General features: G+C 65.2%; 16 protein-coding genes and 4 tRNA genes. 19 read left to right on the top strand and 1 reads right to left on the bottom strand.

Annotated elements, in window-relative coordinates; translation table 11 throughout:
- The first annotated feature begins 97 nt into the window (after window positions 1-97).
- From CVA01_RS08660 to rplA, 9 genes are all read left to right on the top strand, one after another.
- Entirely contained in the window at window positions 98-1,114 is a 1,017-nt protein-coding gene (locus CVA01_RS08660) for a polyprenyl synthetase family protein (protein WP_141330078.1), read from the top strand.
- Between the two features lie 102 nt (window positions 1,115-1,216).
- Window positions 1,217-1,298: transfer RNA gene (locus CVA01_RS08655), tRNA-Tyr, on the top strand.
- A gap of 321 nt (window positions 1,299-1,619) precedes the next feature.
- Window positions 1,620-1,695: transfer RNA gene (locus tag CVA01_RS08650), tRNA-Thr, on the top strand.
- Between the two features lie 29 nt (window positions 1,696-1,724).
- Window positions 1,725-1,801, top strand: a tRNA-Met gene (locus CVA01_RS08645).
- Window positions 1,802-1,963: 162 nt separating this feature from the next.
- A tRNA-Trp gene (locus tag CVA01_RS08640) sits at window positions 1,964-2,036 on the top strand.
- A gap of 82 nt (window positions 2,037-2,118) precedes the next feature.
- Window positions 2,119-2,433: a preprotein translocase subunit SecE gene (secE, locus tag CVA01_RS08635; RefSeq protein ID WP_141330076.1), complete on the top strand. Its 315-nt coding sequence runs from the start codon at window positions 2,119-2,121 to the stop codon at window positions 2,431-2,433.
- Window positions 2,434-2,559: 126 nt separating this feature from the next.
- The gene (gene nusG, locus CVA01_RS08630; RefSeq protein ID WP_014010914.1) at window positions 2,560-3,417 is read left to right on the top strand and encodes a transcription termination/antitermination protein NusG; all 858 of its coding nucleotides are present in this window, start codon (window positions 2,560-2,562) and stop codon (window positions 3,415-3,417) included.
- Window positions 3,418-3,581: 164 nt separating this feature from the next.
- Entirely contained in the window at window positions 3,582-4,022 is a 441-nt protein-coding gene (gene rplK, locus CVA01_RS08625; protein ID WP_014010913.1) for a 50S ribosomal protein L11, read from the top strand.
- A gap of 87 nt (window positions 4,023-4,109) precedes the next feature.
- Window positions 4,110-4,814 carry a 50S ribosomal protein L1 gene (rplA, locus tag CVA01_RS08620; RefSeq protein ID WP_014010912.1) on the top strand — a complete coding sequence of 235 codons (705 nt, stop codon included), beginning with the start codon at window positions 4,110-4,112 and terminating at the stop codon, window positions 4,812-4,814.
- Between the two features lie 113 nt (window positions 4,815-4,927).
- Here the strand turns inward: rplA and CVA01_RS08615 are convergent, their stop codons facing one another.
- Window positions 4,928-5,881, bottom strand: coding sequence for an esterase/lipase family protein (locus CVA01_RS08615; RefSeq protein ID WP_244938226.1), 954 nt, complete (start codon window positions 5,879-5,881; stop codon window positions 4,928-4,930).
- Between the two features lie 352 nt (window positions 5,882-6,233).
- On the opposite strand from CVA01_RS08615, the gene rplJ reads away from it, so the two are divergent.
- The 10 genes from rplJ to tuf all read left to right on the top strand — a co-directional run bounded on the left by rplJ (window position 6,234) and on the right by tuf (window position 22,339).
- Window positions 6,234-6,752, top strand: a complete 519-nt coding sequence (gene rplJ, locus CVA01_RS08610) for a 50S ribosomal protein L10 (protein WP_041630171.1) — start codon at window positions 6,234-6,236, stop codon at window positions 6,750-6,752.
- Between the two features lie 81 nt (window positions 6,753-6,833).
- Window positions 6,834-7,217 carry a 50S ribosomal protein L7/L12 gene (gene rplL / locus CVA01_RS08605; RefSeq protein ID WP_014010909.1) on the top strand — a complete coding sequence of 128 codons (384 nt, stop codon included), beginning with the start codon at window positions 6,834-6,836 and terminating at the stop codon, window positions 7,215-7,217.
- Window positions 7,218-7,336: 119 nt separating this feature from the next.
- Complete coding sequence (gene pgfA, locus CVA01_RS08600) at window positions 7,337-8,341, top strand: cell envelope lipid trafficking protein PgfA (RefSeq protein WP_244938225.1); 1,005 nt, start codon at window positions 7,337-7,339, stop codon at window positions 8,339-8,341.
- 345 nt (window positions 8,342-8,686) lie between these two features.
- On the top strand, window positions 8,687-12,196 hold the full coding sequence (gene rpoB / locus CVA01_RS08595; RefSeq protein WP_014010907.1) for a DNA-directed RNA polymerase subunit beta: 3,510 nt from the start codon (window positions 8,687-8,689) through the stop codon (window positions 12,194-12,196).
- 68 nt (window positions 12,197-12,264) lie between these two features.
- Window positions 12,265-16,236, top strand: a complete 3,972-nt coding sequence (locus CVA01_RS08590) for a DNA-directed RNA polymerase subunit beta' (protein WP_141330070.1) — start codon at window positions 12,265-12,267, stop codon at window positions 16,234-16,236.
- Between the two features lie 93 nt (window positions 16,237-16,329).
- A complete protein-coding gene (locus tag CVA01_RS08585) occupies window positions 16,330-17,550 on the top strand; it encodes an aminotransferase class I/II-fold pyridoxal phosphate-dependent enzyme (protein WP_141330068.1) in 1,221 nt (406 codons plus the stop codon).
- 238 nt (window positions 17,551-17,788) lie between these two features.
- On the top strand, window positions 17,789-18,160 hold the full coding sequence (gene rpsL, locus CVA01_RS08580) for a 30S ribosomal protein S12 (protein WP_014010904.1): 372 nt from the start codon (window positions 17,789-17,791) through the stop codon (window positions 18,158-18,160).
- Window positions 18,161-18,163: 3 nt separating this feature from the next.
- Window positions 18,164-18,634 (top strand): 30S ribosomal protein S7, encoded by a 471-nt coding sequence (rpsG, locus tag CVA01_RS08575; protein ID WP_141330066.1) that lies wholly within the window; start codon window positions 18,164-18,166, stop codon window positions 18,632-18,634.
- A gap of 24 nt (window positions 18,635-18,658) precedes the next feature.
- Window positions 18,659-20,785 (top strand): elongation factor G, encoded by a 2,127-nt coding sequence (gene fusA / locus CVA01_RS08570; protein ID WP_141330064.1) that lies wholly within the window; start codon window positions 18,659-18,661, stop codon window positions 20,783-20,785.
- Between the two features lie 363 nt (window positions 20,786-21,148).
- Window positions 21,149-22,339, top strand: coding sequence for an elongation factor Tu (tuf, locus tag CVA01_RS08565; RefSeq protein ID WP_141330062.1), 1,191 nt, complete (start codon window positions 21,149-21,151; stop codon window positions 22,337-22,339).
- Window positions 22,340-22,418 lie beyond the last annotated feature (79 nt).

Genomic DNA, 22,418 nt, shown 5'->3' with positions numbered 1-22,418 from the left:
TCAGTGCGCGACTGTGCCCGACCATGCGTGAAACACGCGATGACCTTGCACAGGCGACACGGTGACTGACGGACGACGGACAGAGGCTACGAAATTCATGGCACGCACTAACTCCGGTGAACAGATGGGGTTGGACCTGGGGGACGCCGCCCTCAATGATTTCATCGCCGAGGGAATGACCCGGGTGGAGTCGACCCTGCAGGATTCCCTGTCGACCGGGGAGAGTTTCCTCACGGACAAGGTGCAGCACCTGGCGCTGGCCGGCGGGAAGCGCTTCCGCCCGATGTTCGCCCTGCTGGCGTCCCGCTACGGATCGACCCCGGAGACCGCCGCGCAGACCGTGGTGAATGCCGCGGTGGTCGTCGAGCTGACCCACCTGGCGACGCTCTACCACGACGATGTGATGGACGAGGCCGACCGTCGCCGCGGTTCCGAGAGCGCGAACGCCCGGTGGGACAATTCCGTCGCCATCCTCGCCGGGGACTTCATCTTCGCCGTCGCCTCCTCCATCATGGCCGACCTGGGTCCGGAGACCGTGCGCCACTTCGCCGAGACCTTCGGTGAGCTGGTCACCGGCCAGATGCGTGAGACCGTGGGCTGCCCCGAGGGGGAGGACCCGGTGGACCACTACATGACCGTCATCCAGGAGAAGACCGGTGTGCTCATCGCCTCCGCCGGCTTCCTCGGTTCGATGCACGGTGGTGCGCCGGTGGAGCAGCGCGATGCTCTTTTCCGTTTCGGACGCCACCTCGGCCAGGTCTTCCAGATCGTCGACGACATCATCGACGTGTGGTCCGATCCGGAGGAGTCCGGCAAGACCCCGGGGACCGATCTGCGCGAGGGCGTGTTCACCCTGCCGGTGCTCTACGCGATGCGTGAGCAGACCCCGGGCGGGGAGCGGCTGCGGGAGATCCTCACGGGCCCGGTGACCGACGACGCGCTCGTGGATGAGGCTCTGACCCTCATCCGTGCCTCCGACGGCCGGGAGCGGTCCCTGGCGGATGTCGAACGCTACCGGGATCTCGGCGAGGCGGAACTGGCTCTGCTACCGGAGAATCCGGTGACGACCGCGCTGCGCCGGCTGATGAACTACTCGCTCGCGCGACTGGGCTGATCCGACTGCGTGTCGATCAACGTGATTTATGCTGTCTGACCTGCTGAGTTGCGCTGGACTACAGGGTTCGTAGTAACGTATCCGGCGCACCAACAAGTGCTTGCCAGGTTGCCCGAGCGGCCAAAGGGAGCGGACTGTAAATCCGCCGGCATTGCCTTCAAAGGTTCGAATCCTTTACCTGGCACTGGTTGAGACACCAGGATGAACCGCCTTCCGGACTGAGTCCGGGAGGCGGTTTCTCTGTGTGCGGGGCATGGCGGCCGTGAGCGTCAGAGCCCCGTCCCGGTCGGCACCCGCCAGTCCATGAAGGTTCACGTCGCGTGAGGCTGTTCTGAGGCCGCCTGATCGGCCTGGTGCGACGTAAAGCTGCACGGGACGTCCTCCCCGGTGGTGGAAACAGAGTGAAATGAGGGCATGACCTGTGGATTTGTCCCCGTGCAGGGTCACTGGTTATGCTATCTCAGGCTTCAGACGAACGGCGCAGGCGCCGGGAGTCCCAGAGCGTGCCCCCTTAGCTCAGTCGGCAGAGCGTTTCCATGGTAAGGAAAAGGTCGACAGTTCGATTCTGTCAGGGGGCTCCAGTCATTTTGCGATGACCGCGAGTGACAGTGGCGGTGTAGCTCAGATGGTTAGAGCGCACGACTCATAATCGTGAGGTCCGGAGTTCGATCCTCCGCATCGCTACCACCGGGAAGGGTCCGGCACCATGACGGTGCCGGGCCCTTCCGCTGTTCCGTTCGGACTCCGCGGGGGAGGTGTCGCGCCGTCATCCACCCCATTTGTGGACGCTCCGACGGAACTGCTACACTTCCCGAGTGCTCACCGCAGCGTCGGTGGGTTGCACCTTTTAGGGGCGTGGCTCAATTGGCAGAGCAGCGGTCTCCAAAACCGCAGGTTGCAGGTTCAAGTCCTGTCGCCCCTGCACTGATCCCCGGTCCGGGGGCGCCGAAAACAAAATTCGGTTACCCTGGGCCGGGGACTACTACGTTGAAGGAGCTTCACGAGTGAGCGACGAGAACACCACGAACGACCGGCTGCGGCCGTCCGGCAAGCGCCAGATCGAGAACGCGGAGAAGGGTGCCACCGCCAAGGTCGCGTCCGCCCGCGTCACCGATGACGATGGACGCAAGCCTGCCCGTGGTCCCGTCGCCTACGCCGGCTCCGTCGGCCGCGAGATGAAGAAGGTCATCTGGCCGACCGGGCGTGAGATGGTCTCCTCCACGCTCATCACCATCGCCTTCCTGGTGATCATGGTCGCCCTCTGCGCCTCCGTGGACTTCCTCGCGCACGGAGGTGTGGAGTTCATCTTCGGCTTCTGACCGTGGTAAGTTAGCAGCAGATCATGACCGCCTCCGCCCCACCGGCGAGGCGGATTTTTCATGCGGGGGCCGGTAACGGCCCGGGTGTCACCCCACCACCGCCACAGACTTGGAAAGGATCCACCGATGAGTGATCAGAACGAGCCCCGGGCCGACAAGCTCAGTGCCGAGGGTCTGGCCGCCGCCGCCCAGGAGGATGTCCAGCAGTCCGTCTCGGACCTCCAGGCACAGGCTGCTGAGGCTGCCCAGGCCGCCCAGGCCGCCCAGGCCGACGGGACCGAGGGGGAGGAGGCCCCGGTGTCCGCCGAGGACGCCGCCCTCGAGGCCTACAAGACCCGCCTGCGCGAGTTCATGCGCGCCCTGAAGAAGCTGCCGGGCAACTGGTACATCATCCAGTGCTACTCGGGTTACGAGAACAAGGTGAAGACCAACCTGGAGATGCGTGCCCAGACCCTCGGTGTGGACCAGCAGATCCACGAGGTCGTCGTCCCGATCGAGGAGGTCACCCAGGTCAAGGACGGCAAGAAGAAGATCGTCAAGCAGAAGCTGCTGCCGGGCTACGTCCTGGTCCGCGTCGAGCTGGACGACCCGTCCTGGTCCGTCATCCGTGACACCCCGGGCGTCACCTCCTTCGTCGGCAACGCCGGTGAGCCGACTCCGGTGAAGATCCGCGAGGTCGCCAAGTTCCTGCTCCCGCCGGAGACCGCCACCGTCCCGGCAGACGCCGAGGGTGCCGATTCCGCGTCCGGCGTCGATGTCTCCGCCACCGGTGTGGCCATGGCACCGACCGCGAACTCGAACCAGGTCGAGGTCGACTACGAGGTCGGCGAGTCCGTCACCGTGCTCTCCGGTCCGTTCGCCTCGGTCTCCGCGACAATCTCCGAGATCGACGCCGCGAACAGTAAGCTCAAGGCCCTGGTCTCCATCTTCGGTCGTGAGACCCCGGTCGAGCTGGAGTTTGACCAGGTGGAGAAGCTCAACTAAGCTCTCTCCGGTTGCCCGTGGGTGTCGTCCGTCAGGATTCACCGCAGGGCAGCAGTACATACATTCCACCCGGTGGCCGGTATCCAGTCCGGCATCCGGTCAGGCCGTTCCCCTGTCGCCACGGGGGAGCCCCGAGTGCCTGATACCACGTGAAGAGGTGCAACATGGCGAAGAAGAAGAAGGTCACCGGCCTCATCAAGCTCCAGATCCAGGCTGGCGCCGCTAACCCGGCCCCGCCGGTCGGCCCGGCGCTCGGTGCGCACGGCGTCAACATCATGGAGTTCTGCAAGGCCTACAACGCGGCCACCGAGTCCCAGCGTGGCAACGTGATCCCGGTTGAGATCACCGTCTACGAGGACCGCAGCTTCGACTTCAAGCTGAAGACCCCGCCGGCAGCCAAGCTGCTGCTGAAGGCCGCCGGTATCCAGAAGGGCTCCGGCGTCCCCCACACCGACAAGGTCGGTGAGGTCACCTGGGCCCAGTGCCGCGAGATCGCCGAGACCAAGTTCGAGGACATCAACGCCAACGACCTCGAGAACGGCGCCCGCATCATCGCCGGCACCGCCCGCTCCATGGGCATCGTCGTCACCGGCGCCCCGGCCTAAGCACAGGCCACCGAGCAACACCCGACATACCGTGGCAGGGCCCGCTCCGGCCCGCACCACAGTCCGATTCCACTGATTGGAACCCCAATGAGCACCAAGTCCAAGGCTTTCAAGGCCGCTGCAGAGAAGATCGACGCCGGCCGGATCTACCGCCCGATCGAGGCCGCCAAGCTGGCCAAGGAGACCTCCTCCAAGAACTTCGACGCCACCGTCGACGTCGCCGTCCGCCTGGGCGTCGACCCCCGCAAGGCTGACCAACTGGTCCGCGGCACCGTGTCTCTGCCCAACGGCACCGGCAAGAACGTCCGCGTCATCGTCTTCGCCGAGGGCCCGAACGCCACCGCCGCCGAAGAGGCCGGCGCTGAGGCTGTCGGTACCGCCGAGCTGATCGAGAAGATCCAGGGCGGCTGGACCGACTTCGACGCCGCGATCGCCACCCCGGACCAGATGGCCAAGGTCGGCCGTGTCGCCCGCGTCCTCGGCCCGCGTGGTCTGATGCCGAACCCGAAGACCGGCACCGTCACCACCGACGTCGCCAAGGCCGTCCAGGAGATCAAGGGCGGAAAGATCTCCTTCCGCGTCGACAAGGCCTCCAACCTGCACGCCATCATCGGCAAGGCCTCCTTCTCCGAGCAGGCTCTCGCCGAGAACTACGGCGCGCTGATCGATGAGCTGCTGCGCCAGAAGCCGTCCGCGGCCAAGGGCATCTACCTCAAGAAGGTCACCGTCTCCACCACCTCGGGCCCGGGCATCCCGGTCGACCCGTCCGTGGTCAAGGAGTACACCGCGTAGTTTCCCGCGGCGTCCCTCCAGCTCCTCCCCGCGCAGGGGAGGACGCCGGACACAGCTGAACCCCCGTCACCGTGCATCCACGGCGGCGGGGGTTCTGCTGTACCCGGGGCCTACTACTTCCCGTTCTTCCCGATCTTCCCCCAGAAGGGAAGCACCCGGCCGGTCACGTGCGGGTTATTCGCCCGGTAGTCTCCTTCCGGTCCGTGGTCGAGGGCCTCGAGCATCAGGTCGATGGCGCGGGGAGAGTACAGCAGCGAGAGGTGGTCACTGATGTCCCCACCGTTGCCGTGGTCCTGCACCTGCAGGTTGCGCACCGTCGCGCCCTCGCCCTCCTCGAGGAACTGGGTGCGCCAGGGGGTCACGATCTCGTCGTAGCGGCTGCACAGCATGGTGTAGTCGACTCCCGGGACAGTGTCTCCGTGGAGGTTGATGTGGGCCATTGCCGCGGACCCGATCATCTGGTCCTCGGCGCACCGGCCGAGCACGGCGCGCAGCGGGCCGTAGAGACCCCGGTTCTTGCTCCACCGGCCCAGGCTCCCCAGACCGCTCATGGTCGTCCCGTGGTTTGAGCCGGCGAAGCCGATGACCCTGCGCACCCTGGGGGCGGTGCTTGCGGCGGGATCGCCTGCTCCGCCGGAGTCGGTGAGGTACAGCCGGGCCTGGGCGACGCCCTGCGAGTGGCCGACGAGGTCCACGACCGGGGCACCGGTGTGCTCCAGTACCTTGTCGATGAACGCCGCGACCTCGGCCTGTGCCTCCAGCAGCCCGGCGTTGCCGAAACAGGACGGCCGCCGGCCCAGGAAGCACGACGGATCCTGTCCGTAGTTCACGGCGAAGACCCGGTAGCCGGCGTCCACCAGGGTGGGGGCGATGAGCGACCAGGTGCAGTAACTGTTCATCCAGGTGCCGTGGATGAGGACCACCGGGACCGAACCGGGCCGGGACTCCGCCAGGGGAGTGTCCCAGTCATTGACACCGTCCGGCATGCGCCGGGGATGACGCTGGGAGTAGAGGAATGCCGGGGTGAAGGCGCGCGGAGTACGGTCCGTGACGAGCGGTGTGTTCATTTCCCCGACAATATCCGTCCGATGACTGACAGGCATCCAAATTCCGCGATTTGGTGGTGCCGGCCGTGATCGTCTAAAGTCCATCAACGAAGTTTGACCGCGGGCAACCGCGGACGTTCAAGTTTCACCGAAGACCGTCGGTCACCGCGTCCTCCCGGAATTTCCGGGGGTCGCGGCGAAGGACCATCGAAGACGATGGCGGCCCGCGCAGGAGAAACACGAGGACATGCAGCTCCCGCCCTACGGGGTGGTGAAGCTCCGACACGCCCCGTGCCTCTGCGGCACGGGGCGTGTCGTCGTCTGGTGGCCCGGCGGTCATGACACTGACAGACATCAGGAAGGAGGCGAGAGTATGGCAAACCCGAAGAACACCGCATCCGTCGCGGAGCTCACCGCCCGTTTCGAGGACGCGTCCGCCGCGATCCTCACCGAGTACCGCGGCCTGACCGTCGCCGAGACCACTGAGCTGCGCAAGGCCCTCGGTGCCGACGTGACCTACTCCGTCGCCAAGAACACCATGATCAAGCTGGCCGCCAAGCAGGCCGGTGTGGAGCTCGATGATGCTCAGCTGACCGGTCCGACGGCCGTCGCGTTCGTTCGCGGCGAAGCTGTCGACGCGGCGAAGGCCCTCAAGGCCTTCTCTGGCGAGCACAAGCTCCTCGTGATCAAGGGCGGCAACATGGATGGCAACATCCTCGACGCCGCACAGGTTCAGGCAATCGCCGAGCTGGACAACCGCGAGACCACCCTGGCCAAGCTGGCCGGCGCCCTCAAGGGCCTGCCGACCAAGGCCGCCGGTCTGTTCAACGCCCCGGCTTCCCAGGTCGCACGGCTCGCCGTTGCGCTCCAGGACAAGAAGGACGCCGCGTAAGCGGTGTCCCTCTGCGGAACACACACTTTATCTACCTCTGTCCCGCCCTCCGGTGGGGCGCATGAACGAAAGGAAGCCACCATGGCTAAGTTCACCAACGACGAGCTCCTCGAAGCTTTCAAGGAAATGACCCTCATCGAGCTCTCTGAGTTCGTCAAGCTCTTCGAGGACACCTTCGACGTCACCGCTGCCGCTCCGGTCGCCGTCGCCGCTGCCGGTGCCCCGGCCGCCGGTGCCGCTGAGGAAGAGAAGGACGAGTTCGACGTCGTCCTCGAGGACGCCGGCGCCAAGAAGATCGGCGTGATCAAGGTTGTCCGCGAGATCGTCTCCGGTCTGGGCCTGAAGGAGGCCAAGGAGCTGGTCGAGGCCGCTCCGAAGGCCATCCTCGAGGGTGCCTCCAAGGACGACGCCGAGGCTGCCAAGGCCAAGCTCGAAGAGGCCGGCGCCAAGATCTCCCTCAAGTAAGAGGAATCTGCGCTCCTTACAGAGCCCTGCTCCCCACGGGGAGCACCGCGACCCCCGGTCTGCACCACGTGTGCAGGGCGGGGGTCGTTCGCGTAGGTGGCACCTATACGATGGTCCGCATGCTTCCGAAGTCTCGCGTCCTCTCCATCCTCGCCCTGGGTCTCGGGTGCATCCTCCTGGGGGTCGGGTTCGTCCTGCCCCGCCTGGTGGACGCCGACCGCCCGGTGCCGCTGGACCTGGGGGACACGCAGCTCACCGTCTCCGATCCCGAGGCGACGATCGGCAAGTCCTACCTGGCGACGGCGGGCGAGAAGGACCCGGACGTCATCACCGGCCCCGTGTCCCGGAATGTCGCGGTCACCCTGGGGGACCCGTCCGACAGGGACGAGGCTGCGGCGACCGTGGGTGTCACGACGATGCGTGACGACATGGCGGAGTCGATGGGCGACCAGGCGGGACTGCTGGACGCCGAGATCTGGACGATGAGTGTCGACCGGTACTCCGGTGAAGCCACCGGGGACGTCAAGGTCGCCGACACACTGGGGACGCCGGCCGGGGAGGCCACCGTTGACGGTCAGTGGCTGAAGTTCCCGGAGAACACGGAGCAGACCGGGTACCCGTTCTTCGACACCCTGCTGCGACGCGCGGTGCCGACGTCCTTCGACCGGTCGGAGGAGATCGACGGACACGAGGTCTACGTCTTCCGCCAGGAGATGGATACCGAGCCGGTGATGGAGGGCAACCCGCACCACATGCGGCTGACGCAGAACGTCACGACCGAGGGGAAGGACGGCGGGCCGGGGAAATCCACGGTCTCGACCCTGCACCGCAGTGGCACGCGGGAGATCACGGTGGAGCCCTCCAGCGGTATGATCGTCTCGGTCCGTGAAGATCTCCACGACTACTACGCGGCCGAGGGCGGTGCGGAGACCGGACTGCTGCTTGACCTGCACGGGGAGACCCCGGAAGAGGACCGTGGTGCGCTGCTGTCCCAGGCCGTCGAGGTTGGGGAGGACAGGCCTGTACGCACCTGGTCTCTTGTCTGTGTGGTGATCGGTGCTATCGTGACTGTCGCCGCAGGAGTTGTGACCCTCCGTCCGCAGAGGAAGGGCCGCAAGGAGTGACCGGAGCGTGGCCGGAGAGCGACCGGGTCGCCTGGGGAACGGGTCCGGGGCGCGGGGGACATTCCAGGGGGAGGAGATCAGGGGCGCGGGTGGACTTATGTCCACGCGTGATATAGGGTTGACGTTTGCGCTGGACTGATATCCGGCGGTTCTGCGGAGAACACCGACGACCTTGACGGGTGATGGATTGGAAACACCACTTGACAAGGTCCATTAAGTGTTTCTACGCCCGGGATGACCTCCCGGGGACGAACCACCGGGACGTCAGTCCCTCACAGACCATCACAGACCGTACGCTAAAGCAACCGTGTTCGCCGAGACTCAAGACCCCGGCAGACACGTGAGGTGCTGGAAGGACCCATCTTGGCAGTCTCCCGCCAGACCAGTTCCACGGCCGGAATCCCCGGGGCTTCGCATCGATACTCCTTCGCGAAGATCGATGCCCCGATCGAGGTGCCCGGTCTTCTCGACGTTCAGAGAGAGTCCTTCGCCTGGCTCGTCGGCACGCCGGAGTGGCGTGCCCGTCGGCAGGCCCAGGCAGAGGAAGGGACCCGCGTCACCAGCGGTCTCGAGGACATCCTCGATGAGCTCTCTCCTGTCGAGGACTACTCCGAGAACATGTCCCTGACCCTGTCCGAGCCGCGATTCGACGACGTGAAGAACACGATCGACGAGTGCAAGGACAAGGACATCAACTACTCCGCACCGCTCTACGTGACTGCGGAGTTCACCAACGCCCTCTCCGGCGAGATCAAGAGCCAGACCGTCTTCATCGGTGATTTCCCGATGATGACGGACAAGGGCACGTTCATCATCAACGGCACCGAGCGTGTCGTCGTGTCCCAGCTCGTCCGCTCCCCGGGCGTCTACTTCGACGAGTCCATCGACGCGTCCACCGAGCGTCCGCTGCACGCCGTGAAGGTGATCCCTTCCCGCGGTGCGTGGCTGGAGTTCGACGTCGACAAGCGCGACACCGTCGGTGTCCGCATCGACCGCAAGCGCCGCCAGCCGGTCACCGTCCTGCTGAAGGCACTGGGTCTGACGACCGAGGAGATCACCGAGCGCTTCGGATTCTCCGAGATCATGATGACCACCCTCGAGAAGGACGGCGTCGCCAACACCGACGAAGCCCTCCTCGAGATCTACCGCAAGCAGCGCCCCGGTGAGTCGCCGACCCGCGACTCCGCCCAGGCTCTGCTGGAGAACAGCTTCTTCAAGGCGAAGCGTTACGACCTGGCGAAGGTCGGTCGCTACAAGGTCAACCGGAAGCTCGGCCTCGACGGCGACACCGGCGCGATGACCCTGACCGAGCAGGACATCCTCACCACCATCGAGTACCTCGTGCGTCTGCACGCCGGTGAGAAGTCGATGACCTCCCCGGACGGCACCGAGATCCCGCTGGGTACCGACGACATCGACCACTTCGGTAACCGTCGTCTGCGTACCGTCGGTGAGCTGATCCAGAACCAGATCCGCGTGGGCCTGTCCCGCATGGAGCGTGTCGTCCGCGAGCGGATGACCACGCAGGACGCCGAGTCCATCACGCCGACCTCGCTGATCAACGTGCGCCCGGTCTCCGCGGCCATCCGCGAGTTCTTCGGTACCTCCCAGCTGTCCCAGTTCATGGACCAGAACAACTCGCTGTCGGGTCTGACCCACAAGCGTCGTCTGTCCGCCCTGGGCCCCGGTGGTCTGTCCCGTGAGCGCGCCGGCCTCGAGGTCCGTGACGTCCACGCGTCCCACTACGGCCGCATGTGCCCGATCGAGACCCCTGAGGGTCCGAACATCGGTCTGATCGGTAACCTCGCGACCTACGCCCGCGTGAACCCCTTCGGCTTCATCGAGACCCCGTACCGTCGCGTCGACAACGGTGTCATCACCGACCAGGTGGACTACCTGACCGCCGATGAAGAGGACCGTCACATCATCGCCCAGGCGAAGACCCCGGTCGATGCCGAGGGCCGCTTCGTCGACGAGCAGATCGAGGTCCGTCTTCGTGCCGGCGACGTCGAGGTCGTTCCGGCCACCGAGGTCGACTACATGGACGTCTCCCCGCGGCAGATGGTCTCCGTGGGTACCGCGATGATCCCCTTCCTCGAGCACGACGACGCCAACCGTGCCCTCATGGGTGCGAACATGCAGAAGCAGGCTGTGCCGCTGCTGCGTGGCGAGGCCCCGTACGTCGGTACCGGCATGGAGCTGCGTGCCGCCTACGACGCCGGTGACGTCATCGTCACGCCGAAGGCCGGTGCCGTCGAGTACGTCTCCGCCGACTACATCACCATCATGGACGATGACGGCGTGCGCGACACCTACATGCTGCGCAAGTTCGAGCGCACCAACCAGGGCACCTGCTACAACCAGATCCCGCTGGTCGACCAGGGTCAGCGCGTCGAGGCCGGTCAGGCCATCGCCGACGGCCCCGGTACCCGCAACGGCGAGATGTCGCTGGGTCGTAACCTCCTCGTGGCGTTCATGCCGTGGGAAGGTCACAACTACGAGGACGCCATCATCCTCAACCAGCGCGTCGTGGAGGAGGATCTCCTCACCTCGATCCACATCGAGGAGCACGAGATCGATGCCCGGGACACCAAGCTCGGCCCGGAGGAGATCACCCGCGACATCCCGAACGTCGGTGAGGACGTCCTCGCAGACCTCGACGACCGCGGTATCGTCCGCATCGGTGCCGACGTCCGTGACGGTGACATCCTCGTCGGTAAGGTCACCCCGAAGGGCGAGACCGAGCTGACCCCGGAGGAGCGACTGCTGCGCGCCATCTTCGGTGAGAAGGCCCGCGAGGTCCGCGACACCTCCATGAAGGTGCCCCACGGTGAGACCGGCAAGGTCATCGGCGTCCGCGTGTTCTCGCGCGAGGACGACGACGACCTGGCCCCCGGCGTCAACCAGATGGTCCGCGTCTACGTCGCCCAGAAGCGCAAGATCCAGGACGGCGACAAGATGGCCGGCCGCCACGGCAACAAGGGTGTCGTCGGCAAGATTCTGCCGCAGGAGGACATGCCCTTCCTGCCGGACGGAACCCCGGTCGACTTCATCCTGAACACCCACGGTGTTCCGCGTCGTATGAACATCGGTCAGGTCCTCGAGACCCATCTCGGCTGGCTCGCCAAGTACGGCTGGACCGTGGACACCCAGTCCGAGGACCCGAAGGTCCAGGCCATGCTCAACACGTTGCCGGAGGATCTCTACGAGGTTCCGCCGGAGTCGCTGGTCGCCACCCCGGTGTTCGACGGTGCCGAGAACGAGGAGATCTCCGGTCTGCTCCGCTCGATCAACCCGAACGCCGACGGCATGAAGCTGACCGACGAGTTCGGCAAGGCCGTGCTCATCGACGGTCGCTCCGGCGAGCCCTTCCCGTACCCCGTCTCGGTCGGCTACAAGTACATGCTGAAGCTGCACCACCTGGTCGACGAGAAGATCCACGCCCGTTCCACCGGTCCGTACTCCATGATCACCCAGCAGCCGCTCGGTGGTAAGGCCCAGTTCGGTGGACAGCGCTTCGGTGAGATGGAGGTGTGGGCCATGCAGGCGTACGGCGCGGCCTACACCCTCCAGGAGCTGCTCACCATCAAGTCCGATGACGTTGTCGGCCGGGTGAAGGTCTACGAGGCCATCGTCAAGGGCGAGAACATCCCGGATCCGGGCATCCCCGAGTCCTTCAAGGTCCTCCTCAAGGAGCTGCAGTCCCTGTGCCTCAACGTCGAGGTTCTCGCCGCGGACGGTACTCCGATGGAGCTCAGCTCGACGGATGACGACGAACTCGACCACGCCAACGCTGCGCTGGGCATCAACCTGTCCCGCGATGAGCGTCCGGACGCCGAGACCGACGTCGTCTAACCCAGACACCATCCCACTTTTCACCGCACTACCGCCCTCCGGTCCCACGGAGGGGAAAGGGAGTCCCCGTGCTGGACGTCAATTTCTTTGACGAGCTCCGTATCGGTCTCGCCACCGCCGACGACATCCGTCGTTGGTCCCACGGCGAGGTCAAGAAGCCTGAGACCATCAACTACCGCACCCTGAAGCCCGAGAAGGACGGCCTCTTCTGCGAGCGCATCTTCGGTCCTACCCGGGACTGGGAGTGTGCCTGCGGCAAGTACAAGCGAGTCCGTTACAAGGGCATCATCTGTGAGCGCTGTGGCGTCGAGGTGACCAAGTCCAAGGTCCGTCGTGAGCGCATGGGCCACATCGAGCTCGCCGCCCCAGTGACCCACATCTGGTACTTCAAGGGTGTGCCCTCCCGTCTGGGCTACCTGCTCGATCTCGCCCCGAAGGATCTCGAGAAGATCATCTACTTCGCCGCGAACATCATCACCTCGGTGGATGACGAGGGTCGTCACAACGACCAGTCCACCCTCGAGGCTGAGATGCTCCTGGAGAAGAAGGAGGTCGAGAACGACCGCGACGCCGAGCTGGCCGAGCGTTCCGAGAAGCTCGAGGCCGACCTGGCCGAGCTCGAGGCCGCCGGCGCCAAGGCCGACGCCAAGCGCAAGATCCAGACCGCTGCCGAGCGCGAGATGCGCCACATCCGTGAGCGCGCCGAGCGCGAGGTCGCACGTCTCGACGAGATCTGGACCACCTTCGTCAAGCTCGCCCCGAAGCAGATGATCGTCGACGAGGGCATCTACAACGAGCTCTTCGACCGTTACGAGGACTACTTCACCGGCGGCATGGGCGCCGAGGCGATCCAGACCCTCATCCGGTCCTTCGACCTCGAGGCCGAGGCCGAGATCCTCCGCGAGACCATCCGTTCCGGCAAGGGCCAGAAGAAGCTCCGTGCCCTCAAGCGCCTCAAGGTCGTCGCCGCGTTCCTGCGTTCCGGCAACGACCCGGCCGGCATGGTCCTCGACGCTGTCCCGGTGATCCCGCCGGAGCTGCGCCCGATGGTCCAGCTCGACGGTGGCCGCTTCGCGACCTCCGACCTCAACGACCTCTACCGGCGTGTGATCAACCGCAACAACCGCCTCAAGCGCATGCTCGATCTCGGCGCCCCCGAGATCATCGTGAACAACGAGAAGCGCATGCTGCAGGAGTCCGTCGACGCCCTGTTCGACAACGGTCGTCGCGGCCGTCCGGTCACCGGACCGGGCAACCGCCCGCTGAAGTCCCTCTCTGACCTGCTCAAGGGTAAGCAGGGTCGCTTCCGTCAGAACCTGCTCGGTAAGCGCGTGGACTACTCCGGTCGTTCCGTGATCATCGTCGGCCCGCAGCTGAAGCTGCACCAGTGTGGTCTGCCCAAGCAGATGGCCCTGGAGCTCTTCAAGCCCTTCGTCATGAAGCGCCTGGTCGAGAGGCAGTACGCCCAGAACATCAAGTCCGCCAAGCGGATGGTGGAGCGTCAGCGCCCCGAGGTGTGGGACGTTCTCGAGGACGCCATCTCCGAGCACCCGGTGATGCTGAACCGTGCGCCTACCCTGCACCGTCTGGGTATCCAGGCTTTCGAGCCGGTCCTCGTCGAGGGTAAGGCCATCCAGCTGCACCCGCTGGCCTGTGAGGCCTTCAACGCCGACTTCGACGGTGACCAGATGGCTGTCCACCTGCCGCTGTCCGATGAGGCGCAGGCCGAGGCCCGCATCCTCATGCTGGCGTCCAACAACATCCTGTCCCCGGCGTCCGGTAAGCCGCTGGCCATGCCACGTCTGGACATGGTCACGGGTCTGTACTTCCTGACCATGCCCAAGGGTGCCGACGAGGCCGGTGGCCAGGGTCGTTACACCCCGGCCGACGAGAACGGTCCGGAGCGGGGCGTGTACTCCTCGCTCGCCGAGGCCATCATGGCCCGCGACCGCGGCGTCCTGGGTCTCCAGGCTCCGATCAAGGTCCGGATCAGCCACCTGCGTCCGACCGCCGAGGTCGAGGCAGAGCAGTTCCCCGACGGCTGGAACAAGGGCGACACCTGGCTGGCGTCCACCACCCTGGGTCGCGTGCTCTTCAACGAGCTGCTGCCCTGGAACTACCCGTTCGTCGACGGTGTCATGGCCAAGAAGCCGCAGGCCGCGATCATCAACGATCTCGCCGCGCGCTACCCGATGATCACCGTCGCGCAGACCGTGGACAAGCTCAAGGACGCCGGTTTCTACTGGGCGACCCGTTCCGGCGTGACCATCACCATGCACGACGTGCTGGTCCTGCCGAACAAGAAGGAGATCCTGGACCGCTACGAGCAGCGTGCCCAGGTCATCGAGAAGAAGTTCGGCCGCGGTGCCATCAACGGTACCGAGCGCTACAACTCCCTCGTCGACCTCTGGAAGGAAGCCACCGACTTCGTCGGTGAGTCCGTCGAGAAGCTGTACCCGGACGACAACCCGATCCCGATGATCGTGAAGTCCGGCGCGGCCGGCAACATGCGTCAGATCTGGACCCTGGCCGGCATGAAGGGCATGGTCACGAACTCGCGTGGTGACTACATCACCCGCCCGATCAAGACCTCCTTCCGTGAGGGCCTCTCCGTTCTGGAGTACTTCAACAACTCCCACGGTTCCCGTAAGGGCCTGGCCGATACCGCGCTGCGTACCGCCGACTCCGGCTACCTGACCCGTCGTCTCGTCGACGTGGCCCAGGACGTCATCGTCCGCGAGGACGACTGCGGTACCAAGCGCGGCGTCACCATGCCGCTCGCCGACCCGGTGCTGGACGCGCAGGGTGCCGAAACCGGTTCCTTCCGTCGCGCCGAGTTCGTCGAGACCGCTGTCCAGGGTCGCTTCCTGGTCGCCGACGCCGTCGACGCGTCCGGCGAGGTCATCATCCCCGCGGGTGTCGACCTGGGCGATCCGGAGATCGACAAGCTGGTCGAGGCCGGTGTGCGCGAGGTCAAGCTGCGCTCCGTCATGACCTGTGAGACCTCCACCGGTGTCTGTGCGACCTGCTACGGCCGGTCCATGGCGTCCGGTAAGAAGGTCGACATCGGAGAGGCTGTCGGCATCGTGGCCGCACAGTCCATCGGTGAGCCCGGTACCCAGCTGACCATGCGTACCTTCCACCAGGGTGGTGTCGGTGGTGACATCACCGGCGGTCTGCCTCGTGTCCAGGAGCTCTTCGAGGCCCGTGTCCCGAAGGCGAAGGCGCCCATCGCGTCCGTCGACGGCGAGGTCCGCATCGAGGATGACGAGAACTTCTACACTCTCACCATCATCCCGGACGACGGTTCCGACGAGGTCGTGTACGAGAAGCTCTCGAAGCGTCAGGGCCTGGCTGTCCTCAAGGTCGGCGACTTCGAGCGTCAGATCAAGGAGGGTGACCACGTCACCGTCGGCCAGCAGCTCCTCAAGGGTGCCGCTGACCCGCACGAGGTCCTCCGCGTCCTCGGTCGCCGTGGTGTCCAGCAACACCTCATCAACGAGGTGCAGAAGGTCTACCGCGACCAGGGTGTGGCCATCCACGACAAGCACATCGAGATCATCGTGCGCCAGATGCTGCGCCGCGTGACGGTCATCGACTCCGGTTCGACCGAGTACCTTCCCGGTTCTCTCGTCGACCACGCCGACGCCGTCGCCGCCTCCAAGGAGGCTGTGCGCACCGGTGGACGCCCGGTCGAGGTCCGTGCCGAGATCATGGGTATCACCAAGGCTTCGCTGGCCACCGACTCCTGGCTGTCGGCCGCCTCCTTCCAGGAGACGACCCGTGTTCTGACGGACGCCGCGATCAACAAGCGTTCCGACAAGCTCATCGGCCTGAAGGAGAACGTGATCATCGGTAAGCTGATCCCGGCCGGTACCGGTATCTCCCGTTACCGCAACATCTCCGTCGAGCCCACCGCGGAGGCCCGTGCCGCCGCGTACCAGATGCCGGATTCCTACGGTTCCGGCTTCTACGGTGATGACGGCTTCGGTGACTTCACCGGCGCTGCCGTCCCGCTGGACGACATCGACATGAACTAGTCCAGGTTCAGTTCCGGTTCATCCGGACCTGTGAGCCCGGATCCCGCACTGCGGGGTCCGGGCTCTGTCGTCGATGGGGGTAGGGTAGCCGTCATGAACACTGTTCAAGACAGCGCGCGTTTCCGGGCCCATCTCGCACGACGGTGGGCGGAGTGGCAGGACGCCGGCCTGGAGCGCCGGCCGTCGGTGTTCGGCTCAGGGCAGGGGGCTGTCGCGGAGATTGACGGAGAGAAGCGTCTCCTTTTCGCGTCCAGCAACTACCTGGGACTCTCCGACCATCCTGCGCTCCGCGAGGCCGCCCGCGGGGCCCTGGACCGTTTCGGCACAGGGTCCGGCGGTTCGCGGTTGACCACCGGCACCGGCGCGGTGCACCGGGAGCTGGAACACGAGGTCGCCGACTGGCTCGACTTCCCTGAGTGCGTCTGGCTGCCCACCGGGTACCAGACCAACCTGGCGGTGCTCTCTGTCCTGGCCGATTCGCGCGAGGAACAGGTGACCGTGTTCTCGGACGAGAGGAACCACGCCAGCATCATTGACGGGATCCGCTTCGCGAAGTCCTCCGGGACCCGGTTGTCGGTCTACCCGCACCGCGATGTCAGACATCTGGCCGAACTCCTGCGGACGCGGGAGACGTCCCTCGCGGTGGTCGTCACGGACGGCCTGTTCTCGATGGACGGGACGGTCGCCCCGGTGCGGGAACTACGTGAGGTGTGCGACCGGTACGGTGCCCTGCTCGTCGTCGATGATGCGCACGGGATCGGCACGCTGGGGGAGGGGGTGTCGGGTCGCGGGTGCTGCAGTGATGCCGGAGTCCGTCCTGATGTTCTGGTGGGTACGGCGAGCAAGGCACTCGGTACGGAGGGTGGATTCCTCTGTTGCGACCGGATTCTCGCGGATCTCATCCGTAACCAGGCACGGTCCTATGTATTCTCGACGGCCGCGAGTCCGGTGACCGCAGCCGCATCCCTGGCGTCGGTGCGTCTCGTGCGTGGTGGGGAGGCAGGTGTCGGAAAGCTCCACAGAAATGCCGCCTACCTGCGGACAAGCCTGGGCGAGCGTGGTGTCACCGCGGGAGGGGTGACTGAAGGGCCGATCGTTCCGGTGGCGGTGGGGGACGAGCGCCTGGCTCTCGCGGTTCAGGAAAGGTTGCGGGAGGCTGCGATCCATGTCCCCGCGATCCGGTGGCCGACCGTGAGGAAAGGCCACGCCATTCTCCGGGTCACGGTGACCGCTCAACATACTCTGCCGCAGTGTGACCGCCTCGTTGACGTGCTGTCCCGGTCACTCAGGGATTTGGCGGTACGACCCGCATAAGGTAGTGTCCACCTTTAGTCCCCGTATCAGGACTCATCCGGCCGTCGAGAGACGGCGTGGCCCCTGGGTCACCGATGATGAATCAGCAGGATGAAACTCACCCCGTAGGCCAGCGAAAGCGGCTGAGGGGTTTCGGCACGTTTAAAACAAAGTGCGCCGAGTGTCCGGGGAGAGGTCTCGTTGGCCGGCAGTGTCGACGGCACCGTCGACCAAAGTACTGAAACAAGAAAGTCGGTTCATGCCTACTATCCAGCAGCTGGTCCGTAAGGGCCGCCACGACAAGACGGCGAAGGTTGCGACCGCCGCCCTCAAGGGTTCCCCGCAGCGTCGCGGCGTGTGCACCCGCGTGTACACCACCACCCCGAAGAAGCCGAACTCCGCGCTCCGTAAGGTCGCCCGTGTTCGCCTCACCTCCGGCATCGAGGTTTCCGCCTACATCCCCGGTGAGGGCCACAACCTCCAGGAGCACTCCATGGTGCTCGTCCGTGGTGGTCGTGTGAAGGACCTTCCGGGTGTCCGATACAAGATCGTCCGCGGTTCCCTCGATACCCAGGGTGTCAAGGACCGCAAGCAGGCCCGTTCCCGCTACGGCGCGAAGAAGGAGAAGTAAAACATGCCTCGCAAGGGTCCCGCCCCCGCACGCCCGATCGTCAAGGATCCGGTCTACGACGACGTCATCGTCTCCCAGCTGGTCAACAAGATCCTGCTGGACGGCAAGAAGTCCACCGCTGAGCGCATCGTCTACAGCGCCCTGGAGACCTGCCGTGAGAAGACCGGTACCGACCCGGTCCTCACCCTCAAGAAGGCTCTCGACAACGTGAAGCCGGCCCTCGAGGTCCGCTCCCGTCGCGTCGGTGGCGCCACCTACCAGGTCCCGGTCGAGGTTCGCCCGGGCCGCGGCACCACCCTCGCCCTGCGTTGGCTCGTGACCTTCACCCGCCAGCGTCGCGAGAACACCATGACCGAGCGCCTCGCCAACGAGATCCTGGACGCGTCCAACGGTCTCGGTGCCTCCGTCAAGCGTCGTGAGGACACCCACAAGATGGCTGAGGCCAACCGCGCCTTCGCCCACTACCGCTGGTAACCCACGAGAGCTTAAGGAATCACAGTGGCACAGGAAGTCCAGAAGGACCTCAAGAAGGTCCGCAACATCGGCATCATGGCTCACATCGATGCCGGTAAGACCACGACCACCGAGCGTATCCTCTTCTACACGGGTATCAACCGGAAGGTCGGCGAGACCCACGACGGCGCCTCCACCACCGACTGGATGGAGCAGGAGAAGGAGCGTGGTATCACCATCACCTCCGCCGCCGTCACCTGTTTCTGGGACGAGAACCAGGTCAACATCATCGACACCCCCGGCCACGTCGACTTCACCGTCGAGGTTGAGCGCTCCCTGCGCGTCCTCGACGGCGCTGTCGCCGTGTTCGACGGCAAGGAGGGCGTCGAGCCCCAGTCCGAGCAGGTCTGGCGTCAGGCTGACAAGTACGACGTCCCGCGCATCTGCTTCGTCAACAAGATGGACAAGCTGGGCGCTGACTTCTACTTCACCGTCCAGACCATCATCGACCGCCTCGGTGCCAAGCCGCTGGTCATGCAGCTGCCGATCGGTGCCGAGGATGAGTTCGACGGTGTCGTCGACCTCCTCAACATGAACGCCATCACCTGGCGCGGCAAGGTCGAGGTCGGCGCCGAGCCGACCATCGAGGAGATCCCCGCGGATCTGGCCGACAAGGCCGCCGAGTACCGCGAGAAGCTGCTCGAGACCGTCGCCGAGTCCGACGAGGCTCTCATGGAGAAGTACTTCGCCGGCGAAGAGCTCACCATCGACGAGATCAAGACCGCCATCCGCAAGATGACGATCAACTCCGAGATCTACCCGGTTCTCTGTGGTACCGCCTACCACAACAAGGGCATCCAGCCGATGCTGGACGCCGTCATCGATTACCTCCCGTCCCCGCTGGACGTCGAGGCTATCGAGGGCCACAAGCCGGGCCACGAGGACGAGCCGCTCACCCGTAAACCGTCTGACGACGAGCCGTTCTCCGCGCTCGCCTTCAAGATCGCCGCGCACCCGTTCTTCGGCAAGCTCACCTTCGTCCGCGTCTACTCCGGCTGCGTCGAGCCCGGTGAGCAGGTCCTGAATGCCGTCACCGGCAAGAAGGAGCGCATCGGCAAGCTCTTCCAGATGCACGCCAACAAGGAGAATCCGGTCGACAAGGCCCACGCGGGTAACATCTACGCGTTCATCGGCCTCAAGGAGACCACCACCGGCGACACGCTCTGCTCGCTCGCCGAGCCGATCCAGCTGGAGTCCATGGACTTCCCGGATCCGGTGATCAAGGTCTCCATCGAGCCGAAGACCAAGTCCGACCAGGAGAAGCTGGGTGTCGCCATCCAGCGTCTGACCGAAGAGGATCCGACCTTCACCGTCGAGCTCGACGACGAGACCGGCCAGACCATCATCGGTGGTATGGGCGAGCTCCACCTCGACGTCTTCGTCGACCGCATGAAGCGCGAGTTCAAGGTCGAGGCCAACGTCGGTGCCCCGCAGGTCGCCTACCGCGAGACCATCCGCAAGACGGTCGAGAAGGTCGAGTTCACCCACAAGAAGCAGACCGGTGGTTCCGGCCAGTTCGCAAAGGTGATCATCGGCATCGCTCCGTACAACCCGGACCCGGAGACCCTGGAGGAAGGCGACGACCCGAACTACAAGTTCACCAACGCCGTCACCGGTGGTCGCATCCCCCGCGAGTACATCCCGTCGGTGGACGCCGGTATCCAGGACGCCATGCAGTACGGCTACCTCGCCGGCTTCCCGCTGGTCGACATCGAGGCCACCCTCATCGACGGTGCCTACCACGAGGTCGACTCCTCGGAGATGGCCTTCAAGATCGCCGGTTCCCAGGCTCTGAAGGAGGCTGTCGCCAAGGCGAAGCCGGTCCTTCTCGAGCCGCTGATGGCTGTCGAGGTCACCACCCCTGAGGAGTTCATGGGTGAGGTCATCGGCGACATCAACTCGCGTCGTGGCCAGATCGGTTCCATGGAGGACCGCTCCGGCGCCAAGATCGTCAAGGGTAAGGTCCCGCTGTCCGAGATGTTCGGCTACGTCGGCGACCTGCGTTCCAAGACCCAGGGTCGCGCGAACTACACCATGATCTTCGACTCCTACGGTGAGGTTCCCTCTTCCGTGGCCCAGGAGATCATCGCCGAGCGCAACGGCAACGCCTAGCACCCGGCACCCCACCATCCGCGGTGCCCGTCCGGTGAACAGCTGTTCATCGGAGGGACTCCGCGGGGGTAGGGGTCAGCACTCCGTATCCCTCATGTCAGGCCCGGTTTTCACGGACAGGGTTTGTGCGTTAGGATGCTGGGTGCTGGCCGTTACCCAGCCGCAGTGTGTCCGGCCGACCGACCTCGGTCTGTCCGGGTGGACCGGGTAATCCCCGTCCGGCTATCACACTGTCTGATGCTGTTACCGGCGTAAGTAAGGCCCGGGACAGGCCACCGCATCCGGCGGTGACTCCCTGTTACGGGAGATACACAACAAGTGGTCGCGAGAGTCGTGGCCACCGAGAAGTCCAGGAGGACAAAAGTGGCGAAGGCTAAGTTCGAGCGCACGAAGCCCCACGTTAACATCGGCACCATCGGTCACGTCGACCACGGCAAGACCACGACGACCGCTGCCATCACCAAGGTTCTGGCTGACACCTACCCGGACCTGAACCAGGCCTTCGCCTTCGACGCCATCGACAAGGCGCCGGAAGAGCGTGAGCGCGGCATCACGATCAACATCTCCCACGTGGAGTACCAGACCGAGAAGCGCCACTACGCCCACGTGGATGCCCCGGGTCACGCCGACTACATCAAGAACATGATCACCGGTGCTGCTCAGATGGATGGCGCGATCCTCGTTGTCGCCGCCACCGACGGCCCGATGCCGCAGACCCGTGAGCACGTCCTCCTGGCCCGCCAGGTCGGCGTCCCCTACATCCTCGTCGCCCTGAACAAGTGCGACATGGTTGACGACGAGGAGCTCATCGAGCTCGTCGAGATGGAGGTCCGCGAGCTCCTCGCCGAGCAGGACTACGATGAGGACGCCCCGATCGTCCGCATCTCCGCTCTGAAGGCTCTCGAGGGAGACCCGGAGTGGACCGCCAAGATCGTCGAGCTCATGCAGGCCTGCGACGACGCCATCCCGGACCCGGAGCGCGAGACCGACAAGCCGTTCCTGATGCCGGTCGAGGACATCTTCACCATCACCGGCCGCGGCACCGTGGTCACCGGTCGTGTGGAGCGTGGCTCCCTCGGCCTCAACGACGAGGTCGAGATCCTGGGTATCCGCGAGAAGTCCCAGAAGACCACCGTCACCTCCATCGAGATGTTCAACAAGCTGCTCGATTCCGCTGAGGCCGGCGACAACGCCGCCCTGCTGCTCCGCGGTCTCAAGCGCGAGGATGTCGAGCGCGGCCAGGTCATCGCCAAGCCGGGCGCCTACACTCCGCACAAGAGCTTCGAGGGCTCCGTCTACGTCCTGTCCAAGGACGAGGGCGGCCGTCACACCCCGTTCTTCGACAACTACCGTCCGCAGTTCTACTTCCGGACCACCGACGTCACCGGCGTCGTGAAGCTGCCGGAGGGCACCGACATGGTCATGCCCGGCGACAACGTCGACATGTCCGTCGAGCTCATCCAGCCGGTCGCCATGGACGAGGGCCTGCGCTTCGCTATCCGCGAGGGTGGCCGCACCGTCGGCGCCGGTCGTGTCACCAAGATCAACGACTAATCTCGTCGACCTGAGTGCCCGGGCTCCGGCCCGGGTACCGGTACACACCGCCTGATACAGGCACCGCGAAGCCCCCACC

The sequence above is a fragment of the Corynebacterium variabile genome (genome assembly GCF_006539825.1).
In the GTDB taxonomy this organism is placed as follows: Bacteria; Actinomycetota; Actinomycetes; order Mycobacteriales; family Mycobacteriaceae; genus Corynebacterium; species Corynebacterium variabile.
The sequence above is the reverse complement of the archived record's forward strand: the minus strand, read 5'-3'. Positions and strand labels throughout refer to the sequence as shown.

What these genes read in the sequence shown, in the direction of transcription:
- rplK (WP_014010913.1), top strand. Translation starts at nt 3,582, where the DNA reads ATGGCGAAGAAGAAGAAGGTCACCGGCCTCATCAAGCTCCAGATCCAG.
- rplJ (WP_041630171.1), top strand. Translation starts at nt 6,234, where the DNA reads ATGGCAAACCCGAAGAACACCGCATCCGTCGCGGAGCTCACCGCCCGT.
- CVA01_RS08615 (WP_244938226.1), bottom strand. Translation starts at nt 5,881, where the DNA reads ATGAACACACCGCTCGTCACGGACCGTACTCCGCGCGCCTTCACCCCG.
- rplA (WP_014010912.1), top strand. Translation starts at nt 4,110, where the DNA reads ATGAGCACCAAGTCCAAGGCTTTCAAGGCCGCTGCAGAGAAGATCGAC.
- CVA01_RS08585 (WP_141330068.1), top strand. Translation starts at nt 16,330, where the DNA reads ATGAACACTGTTCAAGACAGCGCGCGTTTCCGGGCCCATCTCGCACGA.
- rplL (WP_014010909.1), top strand. Translation starts at nt 6,834, where the DNA reads ATGGCTAAGTTCACCAACGACGAGCTCCTCGAAGCTTTCAAGGAAATG.
- pgfA (WP_244938225.1), top strand. Translation starts at nt 7,337, where the DNA reads ATGCTTCCGAAGTCTCGCGTCCTCTCCATCCTCGCCCTGGGTCTCGGG.
- rpsG (WP_141330066.1), top strand. Translation starts at nt 18,164, where the DNA reads ATGCCTCGCAAGGGTCCCGCCCCCGCACGCCCGATCGTCAAGGATCCG.
- CVA01_RS08660 (WP_141330078.1), top strand. Translation starts at nt 98, where the DNA reads ATGGCACGCACTAACTCCGGTGAACAGATGGGGTTGGACCTGGGGGAC.
- nusG (WP_014010914.1), top strand. Translation starts at nt 2,560, where the DNA reads ATGAGTGATCAGAACGAGCCCCGGGCCGACAAGCTCAGTGCCGAGGGT.
- rpsL (WP_014010904.1), top strand. Translation starts at nt 17,789, where the DNA reads ATGCCTACTATCCAGCAGCTGGTCCGTAAGGGCCGCCACGACAAGACG.